Origin of the sequence: Paracoccus contaminans, from assembly GCF_002105555.1 — a bacterium.
Classification (GTDB): Bacteria; Pseudomonadota; Alphaproteobacteria; order Rhodobacterales; family Rhodobacteraceae; genus Paracoccus; species Paracoccus contaminans.
Genome location: NZ_CP020612.1, coordinates 159,847 through 178,745 on the forward strand (window position 1 = coordinate 159,847; position 18,899 = coordinate 178,745).

Consider the following 18,899-nt stretch of genomic DNA (forward strand, 5'->3'; position numbering starts at 1 on the left):
CGGGACGGCGGCCATGGCCTGCCGCGATCAGACCGGGCGGTTCTCGTTGGCCTCGCCCGGCTGGACGGGCGAGCCGTCCTCTTCCTCGAGCAGCTGCTGGGCATTGGCGGCATCCGCCGACAGCCAGACCTTGCCCTGATCCACCGAGGCGACCGCGCTCAGCGCGACATAGTGATGGTGCCTGTCGTCCTGGCCGTGCGCCTCGTCCTTGCGGGCCATCTTGATCCGCTCGCCGTCCATGTGATCGACCTTGCCGACATGGACGCCATCCGCGCCGACGATTTCCATATGTTCCTTGATGTCGCTGGCGTTGACCATCTGACACTCCTGCATGCTTTTCCGGGCCTCGCGGGGCCTCTGCTCTGAACGCGCCGAGGAGGGGCCGGGGTTCCGAACTTATTCGGGAAAGGGGGCCGTCAGTTCGGCAGCATGCGTTTCCTTGTCATAGATGCAGATGGTCCGCTCGCTTGCCCCGCCATTAAGGCGCGTGGTCAGAATGGCGGCGCCGAACCGTTCCGATCCGAAGGGATTGACCTCGATCACCGTCTCGCCGGCCGATCCGGTGCTGTTCCTCAAGGCAAGGCAGCGGTCGTGGATGTCCTGGCGCATGGCATCCCAGGTGCCCTCGGACGAGGCGGCGGCGTAACCTGCCGACAGCAGGACAAAGAGCATGGCAGCAGCGTGTTTCATCCTCACGGCCTTTCTCAAGGATGTCTGTGGGGCATGGCGTTCACCTTGTCCCCGGCCAGCCCCAGTTGCCGGGCAAGGCCGGCCAGTGCGGCGGGATCGGCGCTGCGGGCCGCGAACAGCGTCGCCTGGCTGGCATGGATCAGCGCACCGGGCAGGATCTTGAGATGGTTGGCGCGCAGCGTCTCGCCCGAACTCGTGATGTCGGCGATCGCCTCGGCGGTCAGGTTGGCGACCGTGCCCTCGGTGGCGCCCTGGCTGTCGATCAACTGATAGTCCGCGACCTCGTGGGCGGACAGAAAGGCGCGCGCCAGGCGGTGATACTTGGTCGCGATCCGCAGGCGGAACCCGTGCGCGGCGCGAAAGTCGGTGGCGATGGCGGCGAAATCGTCCAGCCCTTCGCAGTCGCGCCAGCAGGCCGGAACGGCCAGCACCAGGTCGGCATGCCCGAACCCCATCGGCGCCAGCTCCACCACATGCGACCGCCAGCCGGCCAGCCTCTCGCGCACCAGGTCCGATCCTGTCACGCCCAGCTGGATGCGGCCCGCGGCCAGTTCGCGCGGGATCTCGCCCGCCGACAGCAGCACCAGATGCAGCCCGTCATGCCCTTCGACCCGGCCGGCATATTCCCTGTCCGACCCCGCGCGGGAAAGGATGACACCGCGCGCGGCGAACCAGTCGAAGGTCTGTTCCATCAGCCGCCCCTTGGACGGCACGCCCAGCTTCAGCATAGCGCCTCCACCAGGCGGGGGCGGATGATGCCGCCGACGGCCGGGATGGCCTGGCCCTGCCCCAGCACCGCCGTCAGCGCGTCATAGCGCCCGCCCGAAGCGACGGGGGGCCATCCGGGATGGGCAGGGGCGGCAAAGGAAAAGGTCATGCCGTCGTAATATTCCATGGTGCGCCGCCCATGGCTGGCGTCAAAGCGGATCATGGCAGGGTCGATCCCCCGCGCCGCGATGGCATCCAGCCTGCCAGCCAGCCGCCCCACCGCCTCGGCGATGGCGGGCATGTGATCGGCCAGAACGCGCAGCTCGTCCAGCGCGGCCGGCGCGGGGCCGGCAATGGCGAACAGCCGGTGCAGCCGCTCGCGCCAGATAAGGGGCAGCGGCGGCACCAGGGCATCGGCGTCAAGCCGCGCCATGCGGGCCTGCATCTCGTCGGGGGCGCGCAGCCCCGTCCAGGGCGCATCGTTGACCGCGAAGCGTGGCGGCGCAGGCGGATGCGAAAACCGTTCGAGCGCGCGCTCGAACCGGCCCGGCCGCCAGATGTGATGGCGCAGGAAGGCCCGCCGTTCATCGGGCAGCGGCAACCCGTCCACCGCATCCAGCAGCAGGTCCATGTCGCCCATCGTGGCCAGCAGCGGCAGCCCGGCCAGCAGGCCGTGGAACAGGGCAAAGACCTCGGCATCGGCGCCCGGATCGCGGCTGAACAGCTCGAACCCCGCCTGCAGATATTCGTTGGCGCGCGGGCTTTCGGGGCGCGTCTCGCCCTGATCCTGCATGCGGAAGACCTTGCCGAGGTAACAATAGCGCGCCGGCTCGGCCCCGCCGGCCATGTGCATCTGCACGACCGGCACGGTGAAATCGGGGCGCAGCATCATCTCGCCCTGCACCGGGTCCGGCGTCACATAGGCGCGGGCGCGGATATCCTCGCCGTAAAGATCGAGCAGCGTGCCGGCCGGCAACAGGATGTCGGGTTCGACGGCGACCGCGCCGGCGGCGCAGAACGCATCGAGGATGCGCGCCTGCTGGCTGTCGGCCTGTGCCGTCATCTGTCCAGCATGGCGCGGACCGTCTCGACCAGCGCCGGGCGCGGCACCTCGACCTGGGCGGGGCGCGCCTTCCATTCCTCGACCGAGGCCTGCCCGGCGATCTGCGCGCCAAGGACCAGATCCTTGACCTGCACCACCCCGCGCGCCGCCTCGTCCGTGCCCTGGATCACCGCAACCGGCGCGCCACGCCTGTCGGCATATTTGAGCTGGTTGCCGAAGTTCCGGGGATTGCCAAGGTAAACCTCGGCCCGGATGCCGGCCGCGCGCAGCTCGGCCGCCATCGCCTGGCAATCGGCCATCCGGTCGCGGTCCATGACGGTGACGACCACCGGGCCGGCGGCCGCCCTGCCCGCCTGCCCCTTCTCGCGCAGCGCGGCAAGCAGGCGGTCCACGCCGATGCTGACGCCCGTGGCAGGCACCTTCTGCCCGGTAAAGCGTTCGACCAGATCGTCATAGCGCCCGCCCCCGGCAACGCTGCCGAACTGTCGCTTGCGGCCCTTGTCGTCGAGGATCTCGAAGGTCAGCTCGGCCTCGAACACGGGGCCGGTGTAATAGCCAAGGCCGCGCACCACCGCGGGGTCGATCACGACCCGGTCCTCGTCGAGGCCCATCGCGGACAGCAGCGCGGCGATCTCGGCCAGCTCGGCGACACCTTCGGCCCCGGCGACCGAGCCGCCGACCGCCGCGCCCAGGTTGGCGAGGGTCCGGGCATTGTCCGCGCCCTTCGCGGTCAGGAAGGCCAGAACCGGCGCGGCCTGATCCTCGGCCAGACCGACGCCCTCGATGAAGGCGCCGCTGTCGTCCTTGCGGCCGGCGGTCAGCAGCGCGCGCACCCCCTCGGCCCCGACCTTGTCGAACTTGTCCACCTGCCGCAGCACGTCGGCGGCCTGATCCTCGCGCACCCGCGCGGCCTCAAGGACGCCGTTCAGCACCTTGCGGTCGTTGACGCGCACCAGATAGTCGCCCCGCGCGATCCCCGCCGCCTCGAGCGCGCTGGCCAGCATGGCGATGATCTCGGCATCGGCGGCAGGGCTGGCGCTGCCCACGGTGTCGGCGTCGCACTGATAGAACTGGCGGAACCGCCCCGGCCCCGGCTTTTCGTTGCGCCAGACCGGGCCCATCGCATAGCGCCGGTAGGGGCTGGGCAGGTCGTTGCGATACTGCGCCGCAACGCGCGCCAGGGGCGCCGTAAGGTCATAGCGCAGCGCCAGCCAGTCGCCCGATCCCCCGCCGGGAACGGCTTCTTCCTGCCAGGCGAAGACCCCGGCATTGGGGCGGTCCACGTCGGGCAGGAACTTGCCCAGCGCCTCGACCGTCTCGACACCCGATGTTTCCAGCGCGTCAAAGCCGTGCAGATCGTAGATGGCGGCGATACGGTCGAGCATTGCCTTGCGTTCGGTCACCTCGGCGCCGAAATAGTCCCGGAACCCTTTGGGCGTTTCAGCCCGGGGGCGGCGTGGTTTGGTGTCCTTGGCCATCGGTCCGATCCGTGAGATGCCGGGACCGATTAGCGGAAGGGCTGGGGATGGACAAGCTGCAGCGGGTCGAGGAGCGCCTCTCGCATCTGGAGCGCATGGTGGAGGATCTGTCCGAGGTCATCGCCCGGCAGGATGGCGAACTGCGCCGCATGGCCCGCCGCGTCGGCATGCTGATGGAACGCGAGGCCGACCGCGAGGCGGCCGAGGGGAACACCATCCCCCTGGCGGATCAGCGCCCGCCGCACTGGTGACGCCTGCTCAGCGTTCGGCGGGGCCAAGCCGTCCGCCCGGCATGCCCCCCGAAAAGACCGGACGGGCCTGATCGGTGCGCGCGGCCAGCGGCGGGCGGCGGGTAAAGGCCGGAGGCTCGGCCCCCGATGACGCCCCTGATGCCGGCCCCGGTGCCGCATCGGCCTGGGGCGAGGCGGCGCGCGCGCCGGGTTCGGGATCAAAGCCCGGCTCGTCATACCGATCGACCGCCGATGCACTGGCTGGCGCGACAGGCTGCGCGCCCGCGCCCCCATCGGGCCAGTCGGCGGAAGGCTGTGCAGGGGCGGCTGCGTGCGGCGCGGCGCGCAGCGCCGGCGGCTCGGCCGAGGCGACCGGGCGGGGGGCGGCAACGGCCAGCGCGCGGCGGAAAACCAGCAGGTTGTGATAGACGGTCGTGCGGCTGGTCAGGCCGCTGCGCTCCTCGCAGGGCAGTGTCTCGGCCCGGACATATTCCCAGCCTGCCTGCGCCATGCGGTTGATCTCGGTGGTCAGCGCATGGGCAAACCGGTCCGCGCCGGTTCTTGCGCCGCGCACCTTTTCGCCCCGATTCGGCGCGGGCAGGACGGTATACTCATAGGGCTGCATGGCATGCTCCTTCCGCTGGCTCCGGTTTGCGGTCTAGCCCAAGGCCGCCAGCCATGCCAGCGCCGGCGGCTCACCAGGGGGTGAGGCCCGGCAGGGCCGCGCCCCTGGCGCGATCGCTCACAGGCCCAGCTTGCGCGCCACCAGCTCGTTCACCGCCGCCGGATTGGCCTTGCCGCCCGTGGCCTTCAGCACCTGCCCGGTGAACCAGCCGGCCAGCTTGGGATTGGCGCGCGCCTTTTCCACCTGTGCGGGGTTGGCGGCGATGATCTCGTCCACCGCCGCCTCGATGGCGCCCAGATCGGTGACCTGCTTCATCCCGCGCGCGCTTGCGATCGCGGCCGGATCGCCCCCTTCGGTCCAGACGATCTCGAACAGGTCCTTGGCCATCTTGCCCGAGATCTCGCCCGAGCCGATCAGGTCCAGCACCCCGCCCAGCTGCGCCGCCGATACCGGGCTGTCGCCGATCGCCAGCCCCTGCTTGTTCAACCGCCCGAACAGTTCGTTGATGACCCAGTTGGCGGCCTGCTTGCCGTCGCGGCCCTGCGCCACGGCCTCGAAGAAATCGGCGTTTTCGACCTCGGCGGTCAGCACGCCGGCGTCGTATTCCGACAGCCCCAGGGCCGACACGAAGCGCGCCTTCTTGGCATCGGGCAGCTCGGGCATCGATGCGGCGATATCGTCCACCCAGCCCTGCTCGATCTCGAGCGGCAGCAGGTCGGGATCGGGGAAATAGCGGTAATCATGCGCCTCTTCCTTGGAGCGCATGGACCGCGTCTCGCCCTTGTCGGGGTCGTAAAGGCGGGTTTCCTGCACCACCTGCCCGCCATCCTCGATGATGGCGATCTGGCGGCGCGCCTCGTATTCGATCGCGGCCTGGATGAAGCGCAGCGAGTTCATGTTCTTGATCTCGCAGCGCGTCCCCAGCACCGAATGATCGCCCGTCTCGATGAAGCGTTCGTAATCGCCGGGCTTGCAGACCGACACGTTCACGTCGGCGCGCAGGTTGCCGTTCTGCATGTTGCCGTCGCAGGTGCCCAGGTATCGCATGATCTGGCGCAGCTTCGCGACATAGGCCGCCGCTTCCTCGGGGCCGCGGATGTCGGGGCGGCTGACGATTTCCATCAGCGCGACACCGGTGCGGTTCAGGTCCACGAAGGACAGGGCCGGGTCCATGTCATGGATCGACTTGCCGGCGTCCTGTTCCAGATGGATGCGCTCGATCCTGACGCGGCGGGCGATGCCCGGCCCCATGTCGACGATCACCTCGCCCTCGCCCACGATGGGGTGATAGAGCTGGCTGATCTGATAGCCCTGGGGCAGGTCGGGATAGAAATAGTTCTTGCGGTCAAAGGCGCTGCGCAGGTTGATCGCCGCCCTCAGGCCCAGGCCGGTGCGCACGGCCTGCGCCACGCAGTATTCGTTGATGACCGGCAGCATGCCCGGCATCGCCGCATCGACAAAGCTGACATTGCTGTTCGGCTCGGCCCCGAAGGAGGTCGAGGCGCCCGAGAACAGCTTGGCGTTCGAGGCGACCTGCGCGTGGACCTCCAGCCCGATCACCAGTTCCCAGTCGCCCCTGGCCCCCGCGATGACCTTGGGCTGCGGCGCGGTGAAGGTGAGGTGGTCGGGCATCGGCGTCTCCGGGCTGGTCGCGGCCGTTCTAGGGCGGCGACCGGGGCTGGGCAAGGGCGCGGCGGCCTCCGCTGCCTGCGCGCCGGGCTTTCGGCGGCGGATGGGGCGCCCATCCTGGCCTGCGCCGCCCCGGCCCCTGTCCCTGCGCCTGTTCCTGCCGCAACCCTGCCGCGCCTTTCCCTGCCCCTCCATGCTGTCTAAGCTGTGCGCGCAACCGCCAGGACCGCAGATGAGCCGACCCTTCCGCCGACGGGTTCTGTATGTGCCCGGCTACGATCCCATTCCGCCGCGGCGCTATCGCGAGCTTTACCGGCGCGAGGGCGCGCAGCAGGCTCGGATTTCCGGCTATCACTTGGGTTTCGGCCCCCGGCGGGAACGGACAGGCTTTGGCTGGGCAGCCGAGGGGCGCTTTGCCGAAGGCGAGGCGCGGGCCGAAATCGAGGTGCTGGCCTGGGCCGACGTGGTCCAGCAATCGATGGGGCGCTCGGTCGCGGCGACCTATGCCCAGCTGGTGCGCACCCTCTGGGCCTATGTCGGCTCGGGCGCGCTGTTCCGGCTGATGCGGCTGCGGCGGGGGCCGGTCATCGCGGCGCTTTATCCGGTGGCGGTGCTGCTGGCGCAGGCGGCGGCGGCGATGCTGCTGGGCGCGGCCATCCTGTGGGCCGGGCACGGGGCGGTTCACTGGCTGGCGGGGTTGGTTCCGGCGGCGCTTGCCGCGGGGGGGCTGCTGTGGTGGTTCCGGCGCATCGACGGGCGCGTCTTCGCCTATTACCTGATGCATGACTATGCCTTCACGGCCCGGCATGGCGGTGCCTATCCGGCCGCGCTTGAACGGCGGATCGCCGCCTTTGCCGACCGTGTGGCCGGCGCGCTGGCGGGCGACTGGGACGAGGTGCTCGTCGTCGGCCATTCCTCGGGCGCCTATCTGGCGGTGTCGGTGCTGGCCGACCTGGTCCGGTCGGGGCGCGCCGCGGCGGATGGGCGGCTGGCGCTGCTGACGCTGGGCCATGTGGTGCCGATGGCGTCCTTTCTGCCCCGCGCCGGGCGGCTGCGGGCCGATCTGCGCTGTCTTTCCGCGCGGCCCGAGCTTTTCTGGGTGGATGTCACCGCGCCGGGGGATGCATGCTGTTTCGGCCTGTGCGATCCGGTCGCCGTTTCGGGGGTAGAGCCGCCGGACCGGCGCGGGCCGCTCGTGTTGTCGGCCGCCTTTCGGCAGACCCTGTCGCCGCAGCGGCAAAAGGCGCTGCGCGGGCGATGGTTCCGGCTGCATTTCCAGTATCTGTGCGCCTTTGACCGGCCGGGTGACTACGACTATTTCGCGATCACCGCCGGTCCCCTGCGGCTGGCCGAACGCTTTGCCGGCCGCGCCCATTCGCCGGGGCGCATCGCGCGGGCGGTGAACGATTGGCCGGGCCGGGCACGGGGACAGGCGTGATCCCGCCCAAGCCCCCCACGACCGAGGCGCGGGGCACCGCAATCGGCTATGCGCTGCGCTTCAGGCGCGATCTGCTGTCGGCGCTGCCCTCGCGGCTCTACCGCGCCTGGATGGCCGATTTCCGCAGCCCCCTCGTCCGCAGCGTCCTGTGCAACGATCCGGCGCTGGTGCGGCTGGTCCTGCAGGACCGCCCCGGCGATTTCCCCAAGTCGAGCCGCCTGCGCGAGGGTCTGGCGCCGCTGCTGGGCCAGTCGGTCTTTGTCACCAATGGCGCGCTGTGGGAACGCCAGCGCCGCATCATCGACCCCGCCTTCGAGGGCGGCCGCCTGCGCGAGACCTTCCCCGCCATCCGCGCCGCCGCGCTGGCCGCCACCCAGCGCCTTGCCGCCCGCGCCGGGGACGAGATCGACATCGAGCCTGAGGCCAGCCACGCCGCCGCCGATGCGATCTTCCGCACGCTCTTCTCGATCCCCATCGAGCACAGGATCGCCGCCGAGGTGTTCGCCGCCTTCCGCGCCCATCAGGATGCCCAGCCCATCGTGAACCTTGCCGCCATGGTGCGCCTGCCCGGATGGATGCCGCGCTGGCACGGGCGGCGGACCCGGCGCACCGCCGGCGTGATCCGCGGCCTGATCGCGCAGCTGGTGCAGGACCGGGCCGCCCGGATCGCAGCGGGCGCCGCGCCCGACGATCTGGCGACCAAGATCATGACCACGCCGGACCCGGTGACGGGCCAGCCCTTCTCGCCCGCCGAAATGGTGGACCAGGTGGCGATCTTCTTTCTGGCGGGTCACGAAACCTCGGCCAGCGCGCTGGCCTGGGCGCTGTGGCTGCTGGCCGCCGCGCCCGCCTGGCAGGACCGCGTGGCGGCCGAGGCCCGGCGCGTGATGCCGCCGGGCGACCTGCCCGACTTTGCCGCAATAGCCCGCCTGCGCACCGCCCGCGCCGTGTTCCGCGAGGCGATGCGGCTTTACCCGCCCGTCCCCATGATGGTGCGCGAGACGACCCGGCCCGAATGCCTGCGCGGGCGCGATCTGCCCGCCGGCACGCAGGTTGTCCTGTCACCCTGGCACCTGCACCGGCATGAGCGGCTGTGGCACAGGCCCGACGCCTTCGACCCCGCCCGCTGGGACAGCGAGAACGGCAAGTCCTGCGCGCGCAATGCCTATATCCCCTTCAGCGCCGGGCAGCGCGCCTGCCCCGGCGCGGGGTTTGCCATGGTCGAAGGGACGCTGATGCTGGCCCTGATCTGCCGCGACCTGCGTCTGATCCGGGGCGCGGCCGACCCGGTGCCGGTGGCGCGCCTGACAGTGCGCGGCCGCGACGGCATCGCGATCAGGCTGGAACGGCGCGACTGCGACCCGAAGCGTTGAAGGGGTCAGGCTGTCCACCGCCATTCCGGCGGGTGCGCCTGCGCGGGCCCGGCTCCCTATTTCGCAAGCAGCCTGGCCCCCATAGCCGGGCGCCAGGGGCCGCCGGGCCGGATGCCTAGCGGTCGCGCCAGAGGCGCAGCACCCACAGCAGCATCGCCGCGCCCGCAACAGCGCCGATCGCCCCCGCGAACAGGCCCAGCAGCCGCACGATCACCCAAAAGCCGACGCCGCCCAGCGCCCCGCCGACGGCGCCCACCAGCGCGGCGACCAGCGCAGGTTCGTCCCGGCGGGCCGAGAGGAGCCATCCGGTACCGGCACCCAACATTGCAAAGATCAGGATCATGACGGGCATATGGGGACCGGCCGGGCAGGATCAAGCCGGACCGCGCCGCAGGATGGGCACCCCGCCGCCGGACCGCTCGCCCACCCCCATCCGCAGCCCCGCGCCGATCCGGTGCGCAAGCGCCGACCAGGCCCGCGCGGCCTCGGCCGGCAGCTCGCGCAGCAGCGTCGCATCGAACAGCATCAGCCAATGGTCGAAATGATCGGCCCTGACGTCGCCGGCATCCCTGTGCACCTGCATCGGATTGCCGTCATAGCCCCCTTCGCGCAGGATCGCGTTGCGCCAGAACGCGGCGATGCGCGCCTCATGCGCAGGCCAGTCGGCGACATGGGCGGCAAAGACCGGGCCAAGCACCTCGTGCCGGCGGATGGCAGCGTAGAAGACCGAGACAACCCGATCGATCTGCGCAGGCGTGACGGGAATGCGGGGCGGCAAGCTCATGGATGGGATACTGGGCGGCAACCGCGCCGCAGGCAAGGCGGGGATCGGACGCGGCCCCGACCGGCCGCAAATGGCGGCATTCATGAAGCTTGGGCCTTTGCCAGCTGAGGGCCGGCAGGATGAACCGCGCCGGCACCGTGGCGTCCGGCTGTTACGGGCAAGACTTGCCGGGCCGGACCGGTCAAGGATGCCGCCGCTGAGCCAAAGGCCGCCTCTGGCCGCCCCCCCGGCGCCTGCCCTGCCGCCCTGACGGGCCGAATCGGTATCAGGGGCCGTTTTCGCTTGTCCCGTGCCAGCCAAGGCCGCCAAGGGGATGGTCGCCCCGCGCGCCGCGCGGCCTGTGCCGCCTGCTGAGCCCCCCATCGCCCGACAAGGCGCGATCTCCCGGTTCCGGAAAGCTTGCTCGCCCAGCGCCCGGCGGCGGCCCAGCGGCACCGTGCCTGCGAACGCTGCCGACCGCCCGCCGGTTTTCGGAAAACGCCCCCTTGCGCCCCCCCGCCCTTGCCGCTAAATCGCCCCGCACGGTCCAGACCGGACCGCCGGCGCTGTGGTAGCTCAGTGGTAGAGCACTCCCTTGGTAAGGGAGAGGTCGAGAGTTCAATCCTCTCTCACAGCACCATGCCTTTCCCTGCTGCCATCCCTGTCCGCTGCGATCGGCTGCAGCTTCGCCCTTGCCTTGTCTTGGCGCGCCCTTTGCGCGCCCTGCCTGCTGGACGGCACCTGTCCTTGCGATTAACAGGGATCGATGAGCCGCGACCGCCGATCCGACAAGCCCGGTGCCACGCAGCCGGGCGGCCGCGATGCCCGCCTTGGCGCGGCGCTGCGCGCCAATCTGGCGCGGCGCAAGGCGCAGGCCCGCCAGCGCGCGGACGGCGCGCATGACGACGACAACGACAACGGGGCGGGCATGCATCCGCCACAAGAACCACCGCATGCGGCCCCTGTGCCGCCGCCGGGGCCGAGCGAGGACTGATGGACACGATTGTGGTGCGCGGCAACGGGCCGCTGAACGGGGATATCCCGATTGCGGGTGCCAAGAATGCCTGCCTGACACTGATGCCGGCGACGCTGCTGACGGACGAGCCGCTGACGCTGACCAACGCGCCGCGCCTGTCGGACATCCGCACCATGACCGCCCTGCTGCAGTCGCTGGGCGCCGAGGTCACGGGACTGAACGATGGCAAGGTGCTGGCCATGTCCAGCCATGCCCTGTCCAGCCACCGGGCCGATTATGACATCGTGCGCAAGATGCGCGCCTCGATCCTGGTGCTGGGGCCGATGCTGGCGCGCCACGGGCATGCGGTGGTGTCGCTGCCGGGGGCTGCGCGATCGGGGCGCGCCCGGTTGACCTGCATCTCCGCGCGCTCGAGGCGATGGGCGCGGCGCTTGACCTGCGCGAGGGCTATGTCCATGCCAAGGCGCCCGCGGGCGGGCTGCGGGGCGCGGTGGTCGATTTTCCCATCGTCTCGGTCGGCGCCACGGAAAATGCGCTGCTGGCCGCAACGCTGGCGCGCGGCACGACGGTGCTGAACAACGCCGCGCGCGAGCCCGAGATCGTCGATCTCGCCCGCTGCCTGCGCCGCATGGGCGCGCGGATCGAGGGCGAGGGCACATCCACCATCACCATTGAGGGGGTGGACCGGCTGGGCGGGGCCACCCATCGGGTCGTGACCGACCGGATCGAGCTGGGCACCTACATGCTGGCCCCGGCGATCTGCGGGGGCGAGGTGACGTGCCTCGGCGGGCGGATCGAACTGGTCCAGAGCTTTTGCGAAAAGCTGGACGAGGCGGGCATCAGCGTCACGGAAAGCGAGCGCGGCCTGACCGTCGCGCGCAAGAACGGCCGGATCCGGGCCGTGGACGTGCGCACCGAACCCTTCCCCGGCTTTCCCACCGACCTGCAGGCCCAGATGATGGCGCTGCTGTGCACGGCCGAAGGGGTCAGCGACCTTGAGGAGACGATCTTCGAGAACCGCTTCATGCATGCGCCCGAACTGACGCGCATGGGCGCGCGGATCGAGGTTCATGGCGGCCATGCCCGCGTCACCGGGGTCGAGCGGCTGCGCGGCGCGCCCGTGATGGCCACCGACCTGCGTGCCTCGGTCAGCCTGATCCTCGCCGGCCTTGCGGCCGAGGGCGAGACGGTGGTCAGCCGCGTCTATCATCTGGACCGCGGCTATGAGAAAGTGGTGCGCAAGCTGCGCGCCGTCGGCGCGGATATCGAGCGCATCAAGGAGCCGCCCGCCCATGCCTGACGTCCCTGCGCCGCCCGGCGGCGATGCACGCTTTGCCGATGCCGACGCCGACCGTCCGCTGGCCATCCGGGCCGAGGACGCGCGCGATCTTGCCGTGCTGGCCGCGCTGGCTCAGGATGCGGTGCTTACGGCGGCGGACATGGCCTGGGATGCGCGCGCGCGCCGCCTGTCGCTGCTGGTCAGCCGCTTTCGGTGGGAGGATGCCGAGGCCGCCCGCGCCGAGGGGCGCCCCTTCGAACGGGTGCGCGCCCTGCTGGTGATCGGCGATGTCCTGCGCCTGCGCCATGACGGCATCGACCGCGATGATCCGGGCACGGTGCTGTCGCTGCTGAGCCTTGCCTGGCAGCCCGGCCCGGACGGCACCGGCACGCTGATGCTGCAATTCGCCGGCGACGGGACCGTCGCGGTCGAGGCGGAATGCATCAGCGTCGATCTGCGTGACGTGGCCCGGCCGCACCGCGCCGTCGCGGGCGAGATACCGCGGCACGACTGACATGCCGGCGTTGTGGCAGCTGACCCCCGACCGGGTGGGCGAATGGCGCGGCATCAGGCTGGCGGCGCTGAGGGATGCGCCGGGGATCTTTGCCGATGCCTGGGCGGACTGGGTGGACCGGCCCGATGCCGACTTCCTGCCGCCGCTGGATAATTCGGATTTCTGGGCCGCCGGCCATGTTCCCGGCCATCCGCTGGCGGTCGCCCGCTGGGCACGGCACGATACCGTTGCCGATGCAGCCATGCTGATGTCGGTCTTTGCCCGGCGCGAAGCGCGCGGCACCGGCATGATGGACAGGCTGATCCACCATCTGCTGGGGCGCGCAAGCGGGCAGGCAAGGCGCATGCTGCTGCATGTCGCCGCAGGCAATGACCCGGCCATCCGCCTGTATTGCCGGCATGGCTTTCAGCCCACGCCGCGCGCGCCCTTTCCCAACCGCGACGGCGTCATCGAAATCGAGATGATGCGCCCCCTGCCCGCCTGAGAGCCGCCGCCCCCCGCCCCAACGAGAAAGACCGCCATGCCTGCCCTGCTGAACACCGCCGATCCCGATTTCAAGGCAGGCTTTGCCGCGATGCTGGCGGCCAAGCGCGAGGATGCGGATGATGTGGGGGCGGCGGTGGCCGACATCATCGACGAGGTGCGCGCCCGCGGCGATGCCGCGCTGGTCGCGCTGACGGCCCGGTTCGACCGCACCGACCTGACGGCCGAGACGCTGCGCTTTTCCGAAACCGAGATCGACGCCGCCTGCGCGCGCGTCGATCCGGCCGAGCGCGCGGCGCTGGAACTCGCCGCCGGGCGCATCCGCGCCTATCACGCCCGCCAGATGCCCGAGGATGCCCTGTGGACAGATGCCAGCGGCGCGCAGCTTGGCTGGCGCTGGACGCCGGTGACGGCGGCGGGCCTGTATGTCCCCGGCGGACAGGCGAGCTATCCGTCCTCGGTCCTGATGAACGCGATCCCGGCGCGGGTTGCGGGGGTGGAGCGGCTGGTCGTCTGCGTGCCCACCCCCGGCGGGGCGGTGAACCCGCTGGTGCTGCTGGCCTGCCGGCTGGCAGGGGTGGACGAGGTGTGGCGCATCGGCGGGGCGCAGGCGATCGCGGCCATGGCCCATGGCACGCAGACGATGCGCCCCGTCGACAAGATCACCGGACCGGGCAACGCCTATGTGGCCGCCGCCAAGCGTCAGGTATTCGGCCGCGTAGGCATCGACAGCATCGCCGGGCCGTCCGAGGTTCTGGTGATCGCCGAGGGCGCGCAGAATCCCGAATGGCTGGCGCTCGACCTGCTGGCCCAGGCCGAACACGACGCGGATGCGCAGGCGATCCTGATGACGCCCGATCAGGGCCTTGCCCGCGCCGTCGCAGCCGAGGTCGAGCGTATCCTGCCCCAGCTGCCGCGCGCCGCCATCGCTGGCGCCAGCTGGCAGGCCCATGGCACCATCATCATCACCCGCGATCTGGCCGAGGCGGCAGCGCTGTCCAACCGCATCGCGCCCGAGCATCTGGAACTGTGCGTGGACGATGCAGAAGGGCTGGCGGCGCAGATCCGCCATGCGGGGGCGATCTTCCTAGGCGCCTGGACGCCCGAGGCGACGGGCGATTACGTCTCGGGGCCCAATCACGTGCTGCCGACGGCGCGCTCGGCCCGGTTTTCGTCGGGGCTGTCGGTGCTTGATTTCCTCAAGCGCAGCACGCTGTCACGCCTGACCCCTGCCGCGCTGGCCGCGATCGGACCGGCGGCGGTGACACTGGCCATGTCCGAGGGGCTGCCCGCCCATGCCCGTTCGGTGCAGGCAAGGCTGGACGACCTGCCGCCCCTGCCGAGGCCCTGATTCGCGCCCTTGCACCCTGTCTGGCCCCGCGCAGCTTTGGTCCAGGTAGCCGGATGTGCCCTTCCTGAAAGCGGATGAAGGGCGCAGGCAGCCACGGATCGCCGCTGCCGCGCCCGCTTTTGGGGCATCGGCATCCGCCGGCTCAAGCGGCGGCCTGTTCTCGGCCCTTGATTCCCGCGGCGCGCAGCGGAATGGTGAATCCGGCCGCCCAGGCGGCTTTTGCCTCACGATAAGGCTGCCCATGTCCACTGACCGCCTGATCCGCGTCGAGATCGACGATTCCGCCCTGCCGCCCGCCACCCCCGAGATGGAGCAGGAGCGCCGCGTGGCGGTGTTCGACCTGCTCGAGGACAACTCGATCCGGCTGCCCGCGCGCGGGGGGGCCGCCGCACCGGCCGGCCCCTATGCGCTGACGCTGGCGGTGCGCGATCGCCGGCTGGTGTTCGATCTGCGGTCCGAACAGGATGACCCCTGCGCCGAATTCCATTTGTCGATGGGGCCGCTGCGGCAGGTGGTCAAGGATTACTTCCAGATCTGCGAAAGCTATTTCGAGGCGGTCAGGCGCCTGCCCCCCGCCCAGATCGAGGCGATCGACATGGCCCGCCGCGGCATCCACAACGAAGGGGCGCGCACCCTGCAGGAACGGCTGGACGGCAAGGCCGAGATCGACATCGACACCTCGCGCCGCCTGTTCACGCTGATCTGCGCGCTGATTGCGGACTGAGCGGCGTGCCACAGGGTGCGCCCGGCAAGGAACAATCGGCGGGTTTCCCCGCCTCGGTGCTGTTCTGCTGCGACCATAATGCCATCCGCTCGCCCATGGCCGAAGGGATGATGAAGAAATTCTACGGCCACCGGGCCTATGTGCAATCCGCCGGGGTGCGCAACGACATGGAGATCGATGGCTTTGCCATCGCCGCCTGCCAGGAAATCGGGGTCGAGCTGTCGCGCCACCGCACCCGCAGCTTTGATGAGATGCGCGCCTGGGGCGACGATCTGGGCCAGTTCGACCTGGTCGTCGCGCTGACCCCGGCCAGCCAGCGCCAAGCGCTGGAAATGACGCGCAGCTATCACCTGGACGTGGAATACTGGCCGATCATGGACCCGGCAGGGCTGGGCGAGGGGCGTGAGGCGAGGCTCGCCCATTATCGGCAGGTCCGCGATCACATTCGCCAGCGGATGCTGACGCGCTTCGGCCCGCCGACCGAGCCGCAGGACTGACGATCAGGGGCGCCAGTCCAGAAAGTTGCGCAGCATCCGCAGCCCGAGGGCCTGCGACTTCTCGGGGTGGAACTGCAGCCCGACGATGTTATCGCGCGCCACGATCGCGGTAACGGCGCCGCCGTAATCCACCTCGGCGACCAGGTCGGCGGGGTCGGCCACCCGGAACTGCCAGGAATGGACGAAATAGGCGTGCCCGCCCGCCGGGATGCCGTCCAGGATCGGATGGGGGCGCCGGAAGGCAAGATCGTTCCAGCCCATATGCGGCACCTTGAGCGCCGGATCGGCCGGCGCGATGCGCTCCACCCGCCCCCCGATCCAGCCGAAACCGGGCGTGGGGACATGTTCAAGGCCCGTATCGGCCAGCATCTGCATCCCGACGCAGATCCCCAGAAAGGGAACACCCCGCCGGCACACCGCATCCGACAGCGCCTCGTTCATGCCCGGCACGGCGTCAAAGGCGGCGCGGCAGGCCGGAAAGGCGCCATCGCCCGGCAGCACGATCCGGTCGGCGCGGGCCACCGCGGCAGGGTCGGCGGTGACGGACACCTCGGCCCCCCGCTCGCGCCCGGCCAGCATCACCGCCTTGGCGGCGGAATGCAGATTGCCGCTGTCATAGTCGATGATGGCGACGCGCATCCTAAAGCATGCCCTTGGTGGACGGCAGGGCGCCGTTCAGCCGCGCGTCAGGCTCGACCGCCTCGCGCAGCGCGCGGGCAACTGCCTTGAAGGCGGCCTCGGCGACGTGATGGGCGTTCAGGCCGTGGATCAGATCGACATGCAGCGTGATCCCGCCATGGGTCGACAGGGCCTGAAAGAACTCTCGCACCAGTTCGGTGTCGAAGCTGCCGATCTTGGCCGCCGTGAACGGCAGGTTCCAGACGAGATAGGGCCGCCCCGACAAATCCAGCGCGGCCCGCACCAGCGCGTCGTCCATGGCCAGGTGAAAGGCGCCATAGCGGCGGATGCCGCGCTTGTCGCCCAGGGCGCGGGCCAGGGCCTGACCCAGCGCGATGCCGCAATCCTCGACGGAATGGTGATCGTCGATATGCCGGTCGCCGGCGCAGTCGAGATCGATGTCGATCAGCGAATGGCGCGCCAGCTGGTCGATCATGTGGTCGAAAAAGCCGATCCCCGTGGCGCTGGCCGATCGCCCGGTGCCGTCAAGGTTCACCGCCGCGGTGATCGCGGTTTCGGCCGTCTTGCGAGTGATGGTGGCCATGCGCGGCACGGGGCAGTCCTTTCGGTTCTCGGCAAAGGGCCATTATCGCCGATCGGCGCGCCGCCGCAACGGCTGCGCCCTTGCGCTCACGCGAGCCACAGCCCCGCCTGCCTCAGACGGTGGCGGATCGCCTGTTCGGGCGGCGGGGGTTCCTCGCCCCGGAACATCGGGCGGATACGGCGGCGGCCCTGCCGCTCGCCGATCAGGCGCTCGGCCGGCTCCCATCCGCGCATCAGGGGCGCGATTTCGGGCAGGGCGGCGATCGCCTCCATTTCCTCCAGGGCGCGGTCGGGTTCGCGGGCATATAGCAGCGGCAGGTTGCGCCAATGGCAGGTCACGTCCCCGTCCAGCCCGTCCAGCTCCGGCCCCGGCCGCCCGCCGCCCAACGAATGGATGACCAGGGGCAGGATTACCTGATCGAGCCATGGGTCAAGCGACTGGCAGGCCAGCGGCTCGCCCGGATCGTCGCGCACGGCCACCGCCCAGTCACGGAATCGCTGACCGAACGCGGCCGCATCGGCGGCAAAGAACCAGCCGGCGTTGAAATAGAGGAAGCGTTCCCAGTGATCTTCGGGCTGGGAAAGGTCGAGCGTGCCGTCCATGTCGAGCGAAAACCGATCATAAAGCGAACGCCAGATCGATTCGTGCGTTTCCCGATAGGCGGGCGGCTGCGGCCATGTCCCGCTGCGCCGCATCGAGGCCGAGGGGCGGGCGAAATCGAAGGGCACCGCCCCGATGTCGCCCAGCACCAGCGTATCGCTGTCGAGGAACAGGAACGGGCGGCCGGGTTCGAGCAGCGACAGCGCCTCGATCTTGTTGCCATGGGGATAGCTGCGGCCGAAATCGCGCGCATGAAGGGGGCGTATCTCGGCGCCCAGCGCGCTCAGCGCGGCACGCGCATCCCCCGACATGCAGGGGTCGGCACCATCCCATGCACCGTCCGGCTGCGGCTCGGCCACGATCAGGCGTCCGGCAAAGCCGGCTGCGTTGCGCCGCAGGCTGGCGGCAAGGATCGCCGCCTCGCGGTCGATCCCGCCGCCCTGGGCGACAATGAGAATGTCGAAGACGGCGGGGGCGATGGGGGCGCCGCCCCGCATCCAAGGCGCCGGGCTGAAAGGCGCGGCGGTATCGGCAGCGGCCGCGACAGGCGGGTGCGGCGCCTGCGGCGTGGCCTGCCCTGCCCCCCGGTCTGGCTTGCCTTTCGTGTTTTTCCCCGCCTCTTGCCGCGCCGCCTGCCGTTCGGCCTGCCGCGCCGCCCGCGCGCCTTGGCGCTCCGCCTGACGGGCGGCTGCGGCGGCGGCGCGTTCGGCCTGCCGCGCCTGTTGCCGCGCCGCGCGCGCTGCGGCGCTGCCGGGCGCTGCGGGTTCCTGTCCGGAAGGCAGGTGATCCATGCGCCCTGTTCCGTCCGCCCGCGCGGACGGGGATGATGCCGCCGGGGATGGCTGATCGGGCGCGGCGGCGGGGGGCGGGGCAACAGGCTCCGCCGTGGCCTGCCCCTGTCCCGTCGGGGCAGGATGCGCCTTGCCACTGGCGTCGGCGGCGGGGCGGCGGGCCTTGCCCGTTCCTGCGACAGGCGGCGCGGGATCGCCCTGGCGGGCCTTTGCGCGGGCCGGTTCCGGTTGCGCCGCGCCTTGGGGATGCGCAGGGCTTTCCGCCCCGACCGGCCCGGCCTTTGCCGCCGCGACCTTGGCCCCCTTGCGGGCGCCTTGCCCGGCCGTCTTCGGGGCAGCCCCCAAAGCCGCAGGCTCGATGCGGTCCGCCCCTGCCTGGGGGGATGCCTTGTCCCCGGATGCAGGCGTGCCATCGGTTCGTTTCATGCGTTTCGCCATTGGTTCTACCCTGCACCGACCGGGGAT

The 18,899-nt window shown here is 70.7% G+C and carries 21 protein-coding genes, 1 tRNA gene and 1 pseudogene; 11 read left to right on the forward strand and 12 right to left on the reverse strand.

Annotated elements, in window-relative coordinates; genetic code table 11:
• Positions 1-27 precede the first annotated feature (27 nt).
• The 5 genes from B0A89_RS00745 to hisS form a co-directional block, all read right to left on the reverse strand.
• A complete protein-coding gene (locus tag B0A89_RS00745; RefSeq protein ID WP_085376505.1) occupies positions 28-318 on the reverse strand; it encodes a DUF2171 domain-containing protein in 291 nt (96 codons plus the stop codon).
• A 78-nt stretch (positions 319-396) separates the two neighbouring features.
• A complete protein-coding gene (locus B0A89_RS00750) occupies positions 397-690 on the reverse strand; it encodes a hypothetical protein (RefSeq protein WP_085376506.1) in 294 nt (97 codons plus the stop codon).
• Positions 691-704: 14 nt separating this feature from the next.
• On the reverse strand, positions 705-1,418 hold the full coding sequence (gene hisG, locus B0A89_RS00755; protein ID WP_085376507.1) for an ATP phosphoribosyltransferase: 714 nt from the start codon (positions 1,416-1,418) through the stop codon (positions 705-707).
• Positions 1,412-2,461: an ATP phosphoribosyltransferase regulatory subunit gene (locus B0A89_RS00760; protein WP_085376508.1), complete on the reverse strand. Its 1,050-nt coding sequence runs from the start codon at positions 2,459-2,461 to the stop codon at positions 1,412-1,414. Before B0A89_RS00760 ends, hisG begins: the two co-directional genes overlap by 7 nt.
• A complete protein-coding gene (gene hisS, locus B0A89_RS00765; protein WP_085376509.1) occupies positions 2,458-3,939 on the reverse strand; it encodes a histidine--tRNA ligase in 1,482 nt (493 codons plus the stop codon). Before hisS ends, B0A89_RS00760 begins: the two co-directional genes overlap by 4 nt.
• A 47-nt stretch (positions 3,940-3,986) precedes the next feature.
• Between hisS and B0A89_RS00770 the strand changes: the two genes are divergently transcribed.
• Entirely contained in the window at positions 3,987-4,190 is a 204-nt protein-coding gene (locus B0A89_RS00770) for a SlyX family protein (protein ID WP_085376510.1), read from the forward strand.
• Positions 4,191-4,197: 7 nt separating this feature from the next.
• Here B0A89_RS00770 and B0A89_RS14900 read toward each other — a convergent pair whose 3' ends face one another.
• Positions 4,198-4,794 (reverse strand): DUF4177 domain-containing protein, encoded by a 597-nt coding sequence (locus B0A89_RS14900; RefSeq protein WP_205949764.1) that lies wholly within the window; start codon positions 4,792-4,794, stop codon positions 4,198-4,200.
• A 117-nt stretch (positions 4,795-4,911) separates the two neighbouring features.
• Positions 4,912-6,426: an Asp-tRNA(Asn)/Glu-tRNA(Gln) amidotransferase subunit GatB gene (gatB, locus tag B0A89_RS00780; protein ID WP_085376511.1), complete on the reverse strand. Its 1,515-nt coding sequence runs from the start codon at positions 6,424-6,426 to the stop codon at positions 4,912-4,914.
• Positions 6,427-6,655: 229 nt separating this feature from the next.
• On the opposite strand from gatB, the gene B0A89_RS00785 reads away from it, so the two are divergent.
• A complete protein-coding gene (locus B0A89_RS00785; RefSeq protein ID WP_085376512.1) occupies positions 6,656-7,861 on the forward strand; it encodes a hypothetical protein in 1,206 nt (401 codons plus the stop codon).
• Complete coding sequence (locus B0A89_RS00790; RefSeq protein WP_085378661.1) at positions 7,858-9,234, forward strand: cytochrome P450; 1,377 nt, start codon at positions 7,858-7,860, stop codon at positions 9,232-9,234. Before B0A89_RS00785 ends, B0A89_RS00790 begins: the two co-directional genes overlap by 4 nt.
• A 115-nt stretch (positions 9,235-9,349) precedes the next feature.
• Here B0A89_RS00790 and B0A89_RS00795 read toward each other — a convergent pair whose 3' ends face one another.
• Both B0A89_RS00795 and B0A89_RS00800 read right to left on the reverse strand, forming a co-directional pair.
• The gene (locus B0A89_RS00795) at positions 9,350-9,577 is read right to left on the reverse strand and encodes a hypothetical protein (protein WP_157115200.1); all 228 of its coding nucleotides are present in this window, start codon (positions 9,575-9,577) and stop codon (positions 9,350-9,352) included.
• A 30-nt stretch (positions 9,578-9,607) separates the two neighbouring features.
• Positions 9,608-10,018: a group III truncated hemoglobin gene (locus B0A89_RS00800; protein ID WP_085376514.1), complete on the reverse strand. Its 411-nt coding sequence runs from the start codon at positions 10,016-10,018 to the stop codon at positions 9,608-9,610.
• A 544-nt stretch (positions 10,019-10,562) separates the two neighbouring features.
• Here B0A89_RS00800 and B0A89_RS00805 point away from each other — a divergent pair.
• The 8 genes and pseudogenes from B0A89_RS00805 (at position 10,563) to B0A89_RS00840 (ending at position 15,821) form a co-directional block, all read left to right on the forward strand.
• A tRNA-Thr gene (locus B0A89_RS00805) sits at positions 10,563-10,637 on the forward strand.
• 126 nt (positions 10,638-10,763) lie between these two features.
• Complete coding sequence (locus B0A89_RS00810) at positions 10,764-10,991, forward strand: hypothetical protein (protein ID WP_085376515.1); 228 nt, start codon at positions 10,764-10,766, stop codon at positions 10,989-10,991.
• A pseudogene (gene murA / locus B0A89_RS00815) lies at positions 10,991-12,273 on the forward strand (UDP-N-acetylglucosamine 1-carboxyvinyltransferase). Before B0A89_RS00810 ends, murA begins: the two are co-directional and overlap by 1 nt.
• The gene (locus tag B0A89_RS00820) at positions 12,266-12,766 is read left to right on the forward strand and encodes a DUF2948 family protein (protein ID WP_085376516.1); all 501 of its coding nucleotides are present in this window, start codon (positions 12,266-12,268) and stop codon (positions 12,764-12,766) included. The pseudogene murA and the gene B0A89_RS00820 overlap by 8 nt, the downstream one beginning before the upstream one ends.
• Position 12,767: 1 nt before the next feature.
• Positions 12,768-13,250 carry a GNAT family N-acetyltransferase gene (locus B0A89_RS00825; RefSeq protein WP_085376517.1) on the forward strand — a complete coding sequence of 161 codons (483 nt, stop codon included), beginning with the start codon at positions 12,768-12,770 and terminating at the stop codon, positions 13,248-13,250.
• Between the two features lie 36 nt (positions 13,251-13,286).
• A complete protein-coding gene (hisD, locus tag B0A89_RS00830) occupies positions 13,287-14,600 on the forward strand; it encodes a histidinol dehydrogenase (RefSeq protein ID WP_085376518.1) in 1,314 nt (437 codons plus the stop codon).
• A gap of 241 nt (positions 14,601-14,841) precedes the next feature.
• A complete protein-coding gene (locus B0A89_RS00835) occupies positions 14,842-15,324 on the forward strand; it encodes a UPF0262 family protein (RefSeq protein WP_085376519.1) in 483 nt (160 codons plus the stop codon).
• 95 nt (positions 15,325-15,419) lie between these two features.
• Positions 15,420-15,821, forward strand: a complete 402-nt coding sequence (locus tag B0A89_RS00840) for an arsenate-mycothiol transferase ArsC (protein ID WP_157115371.1) — start codon at positions 15,420-15,422, stop codon at positions 15,819-15,821.
• A gap of 3 nt (positions 15,822-15,824) precedes the next feature.
• On the opposite strand, the gene hisH is transcribed toward B0A89_RS00840, so the two are convergent.
• The 3 genes from hisH to B0A89_RS14500 all read right to left on the reverse strand — a co-directional run bounded on the left by hisH (position 15,825) and on the right by B0A89_RS14500 (position 18,434).
• A complete protein-coding gene (hisH, locus tag B0A89_RS00845; protein ID WP_085376520.1) occupies positions 15,825-16,460 on the reverse strand; it encodes an imidazole glycerol phosphate synthase subunit HisH in 636 nt (211 codons plus the stop codon).
• 1 nt (position 16,461) lies between these two features.
• The gene (gene hisB, locus B0A89_RS00850; protein ID WP_085376521.1) at positions 16,462-17,043 is read right to left on the reverse strand and encodes an imidazoleglycerol-phosphate dehydratase HisB; all 582 of its coding nucleotides are present in this window, start codon (positions 17,041-17,043) and stop codon (positions 16,462-16,464) included.
• A gap of 86 nt (positions 17,044-17,129) precedes the next feature.
• The gene (locus tag B0A89_RS14500; protein ID WP_240558579.1) at positions 17,130-18,434 is read right to left on the reverse strand and encodes a hypothetical protein; all 1,305 of its coding nucleotides are present in this window, start codon (positions 18,432-18,434) and stop codon (positions 17,130-17,132) included.
• Positions 18,435-18,899: the final 465 nt, after the last annotated feature.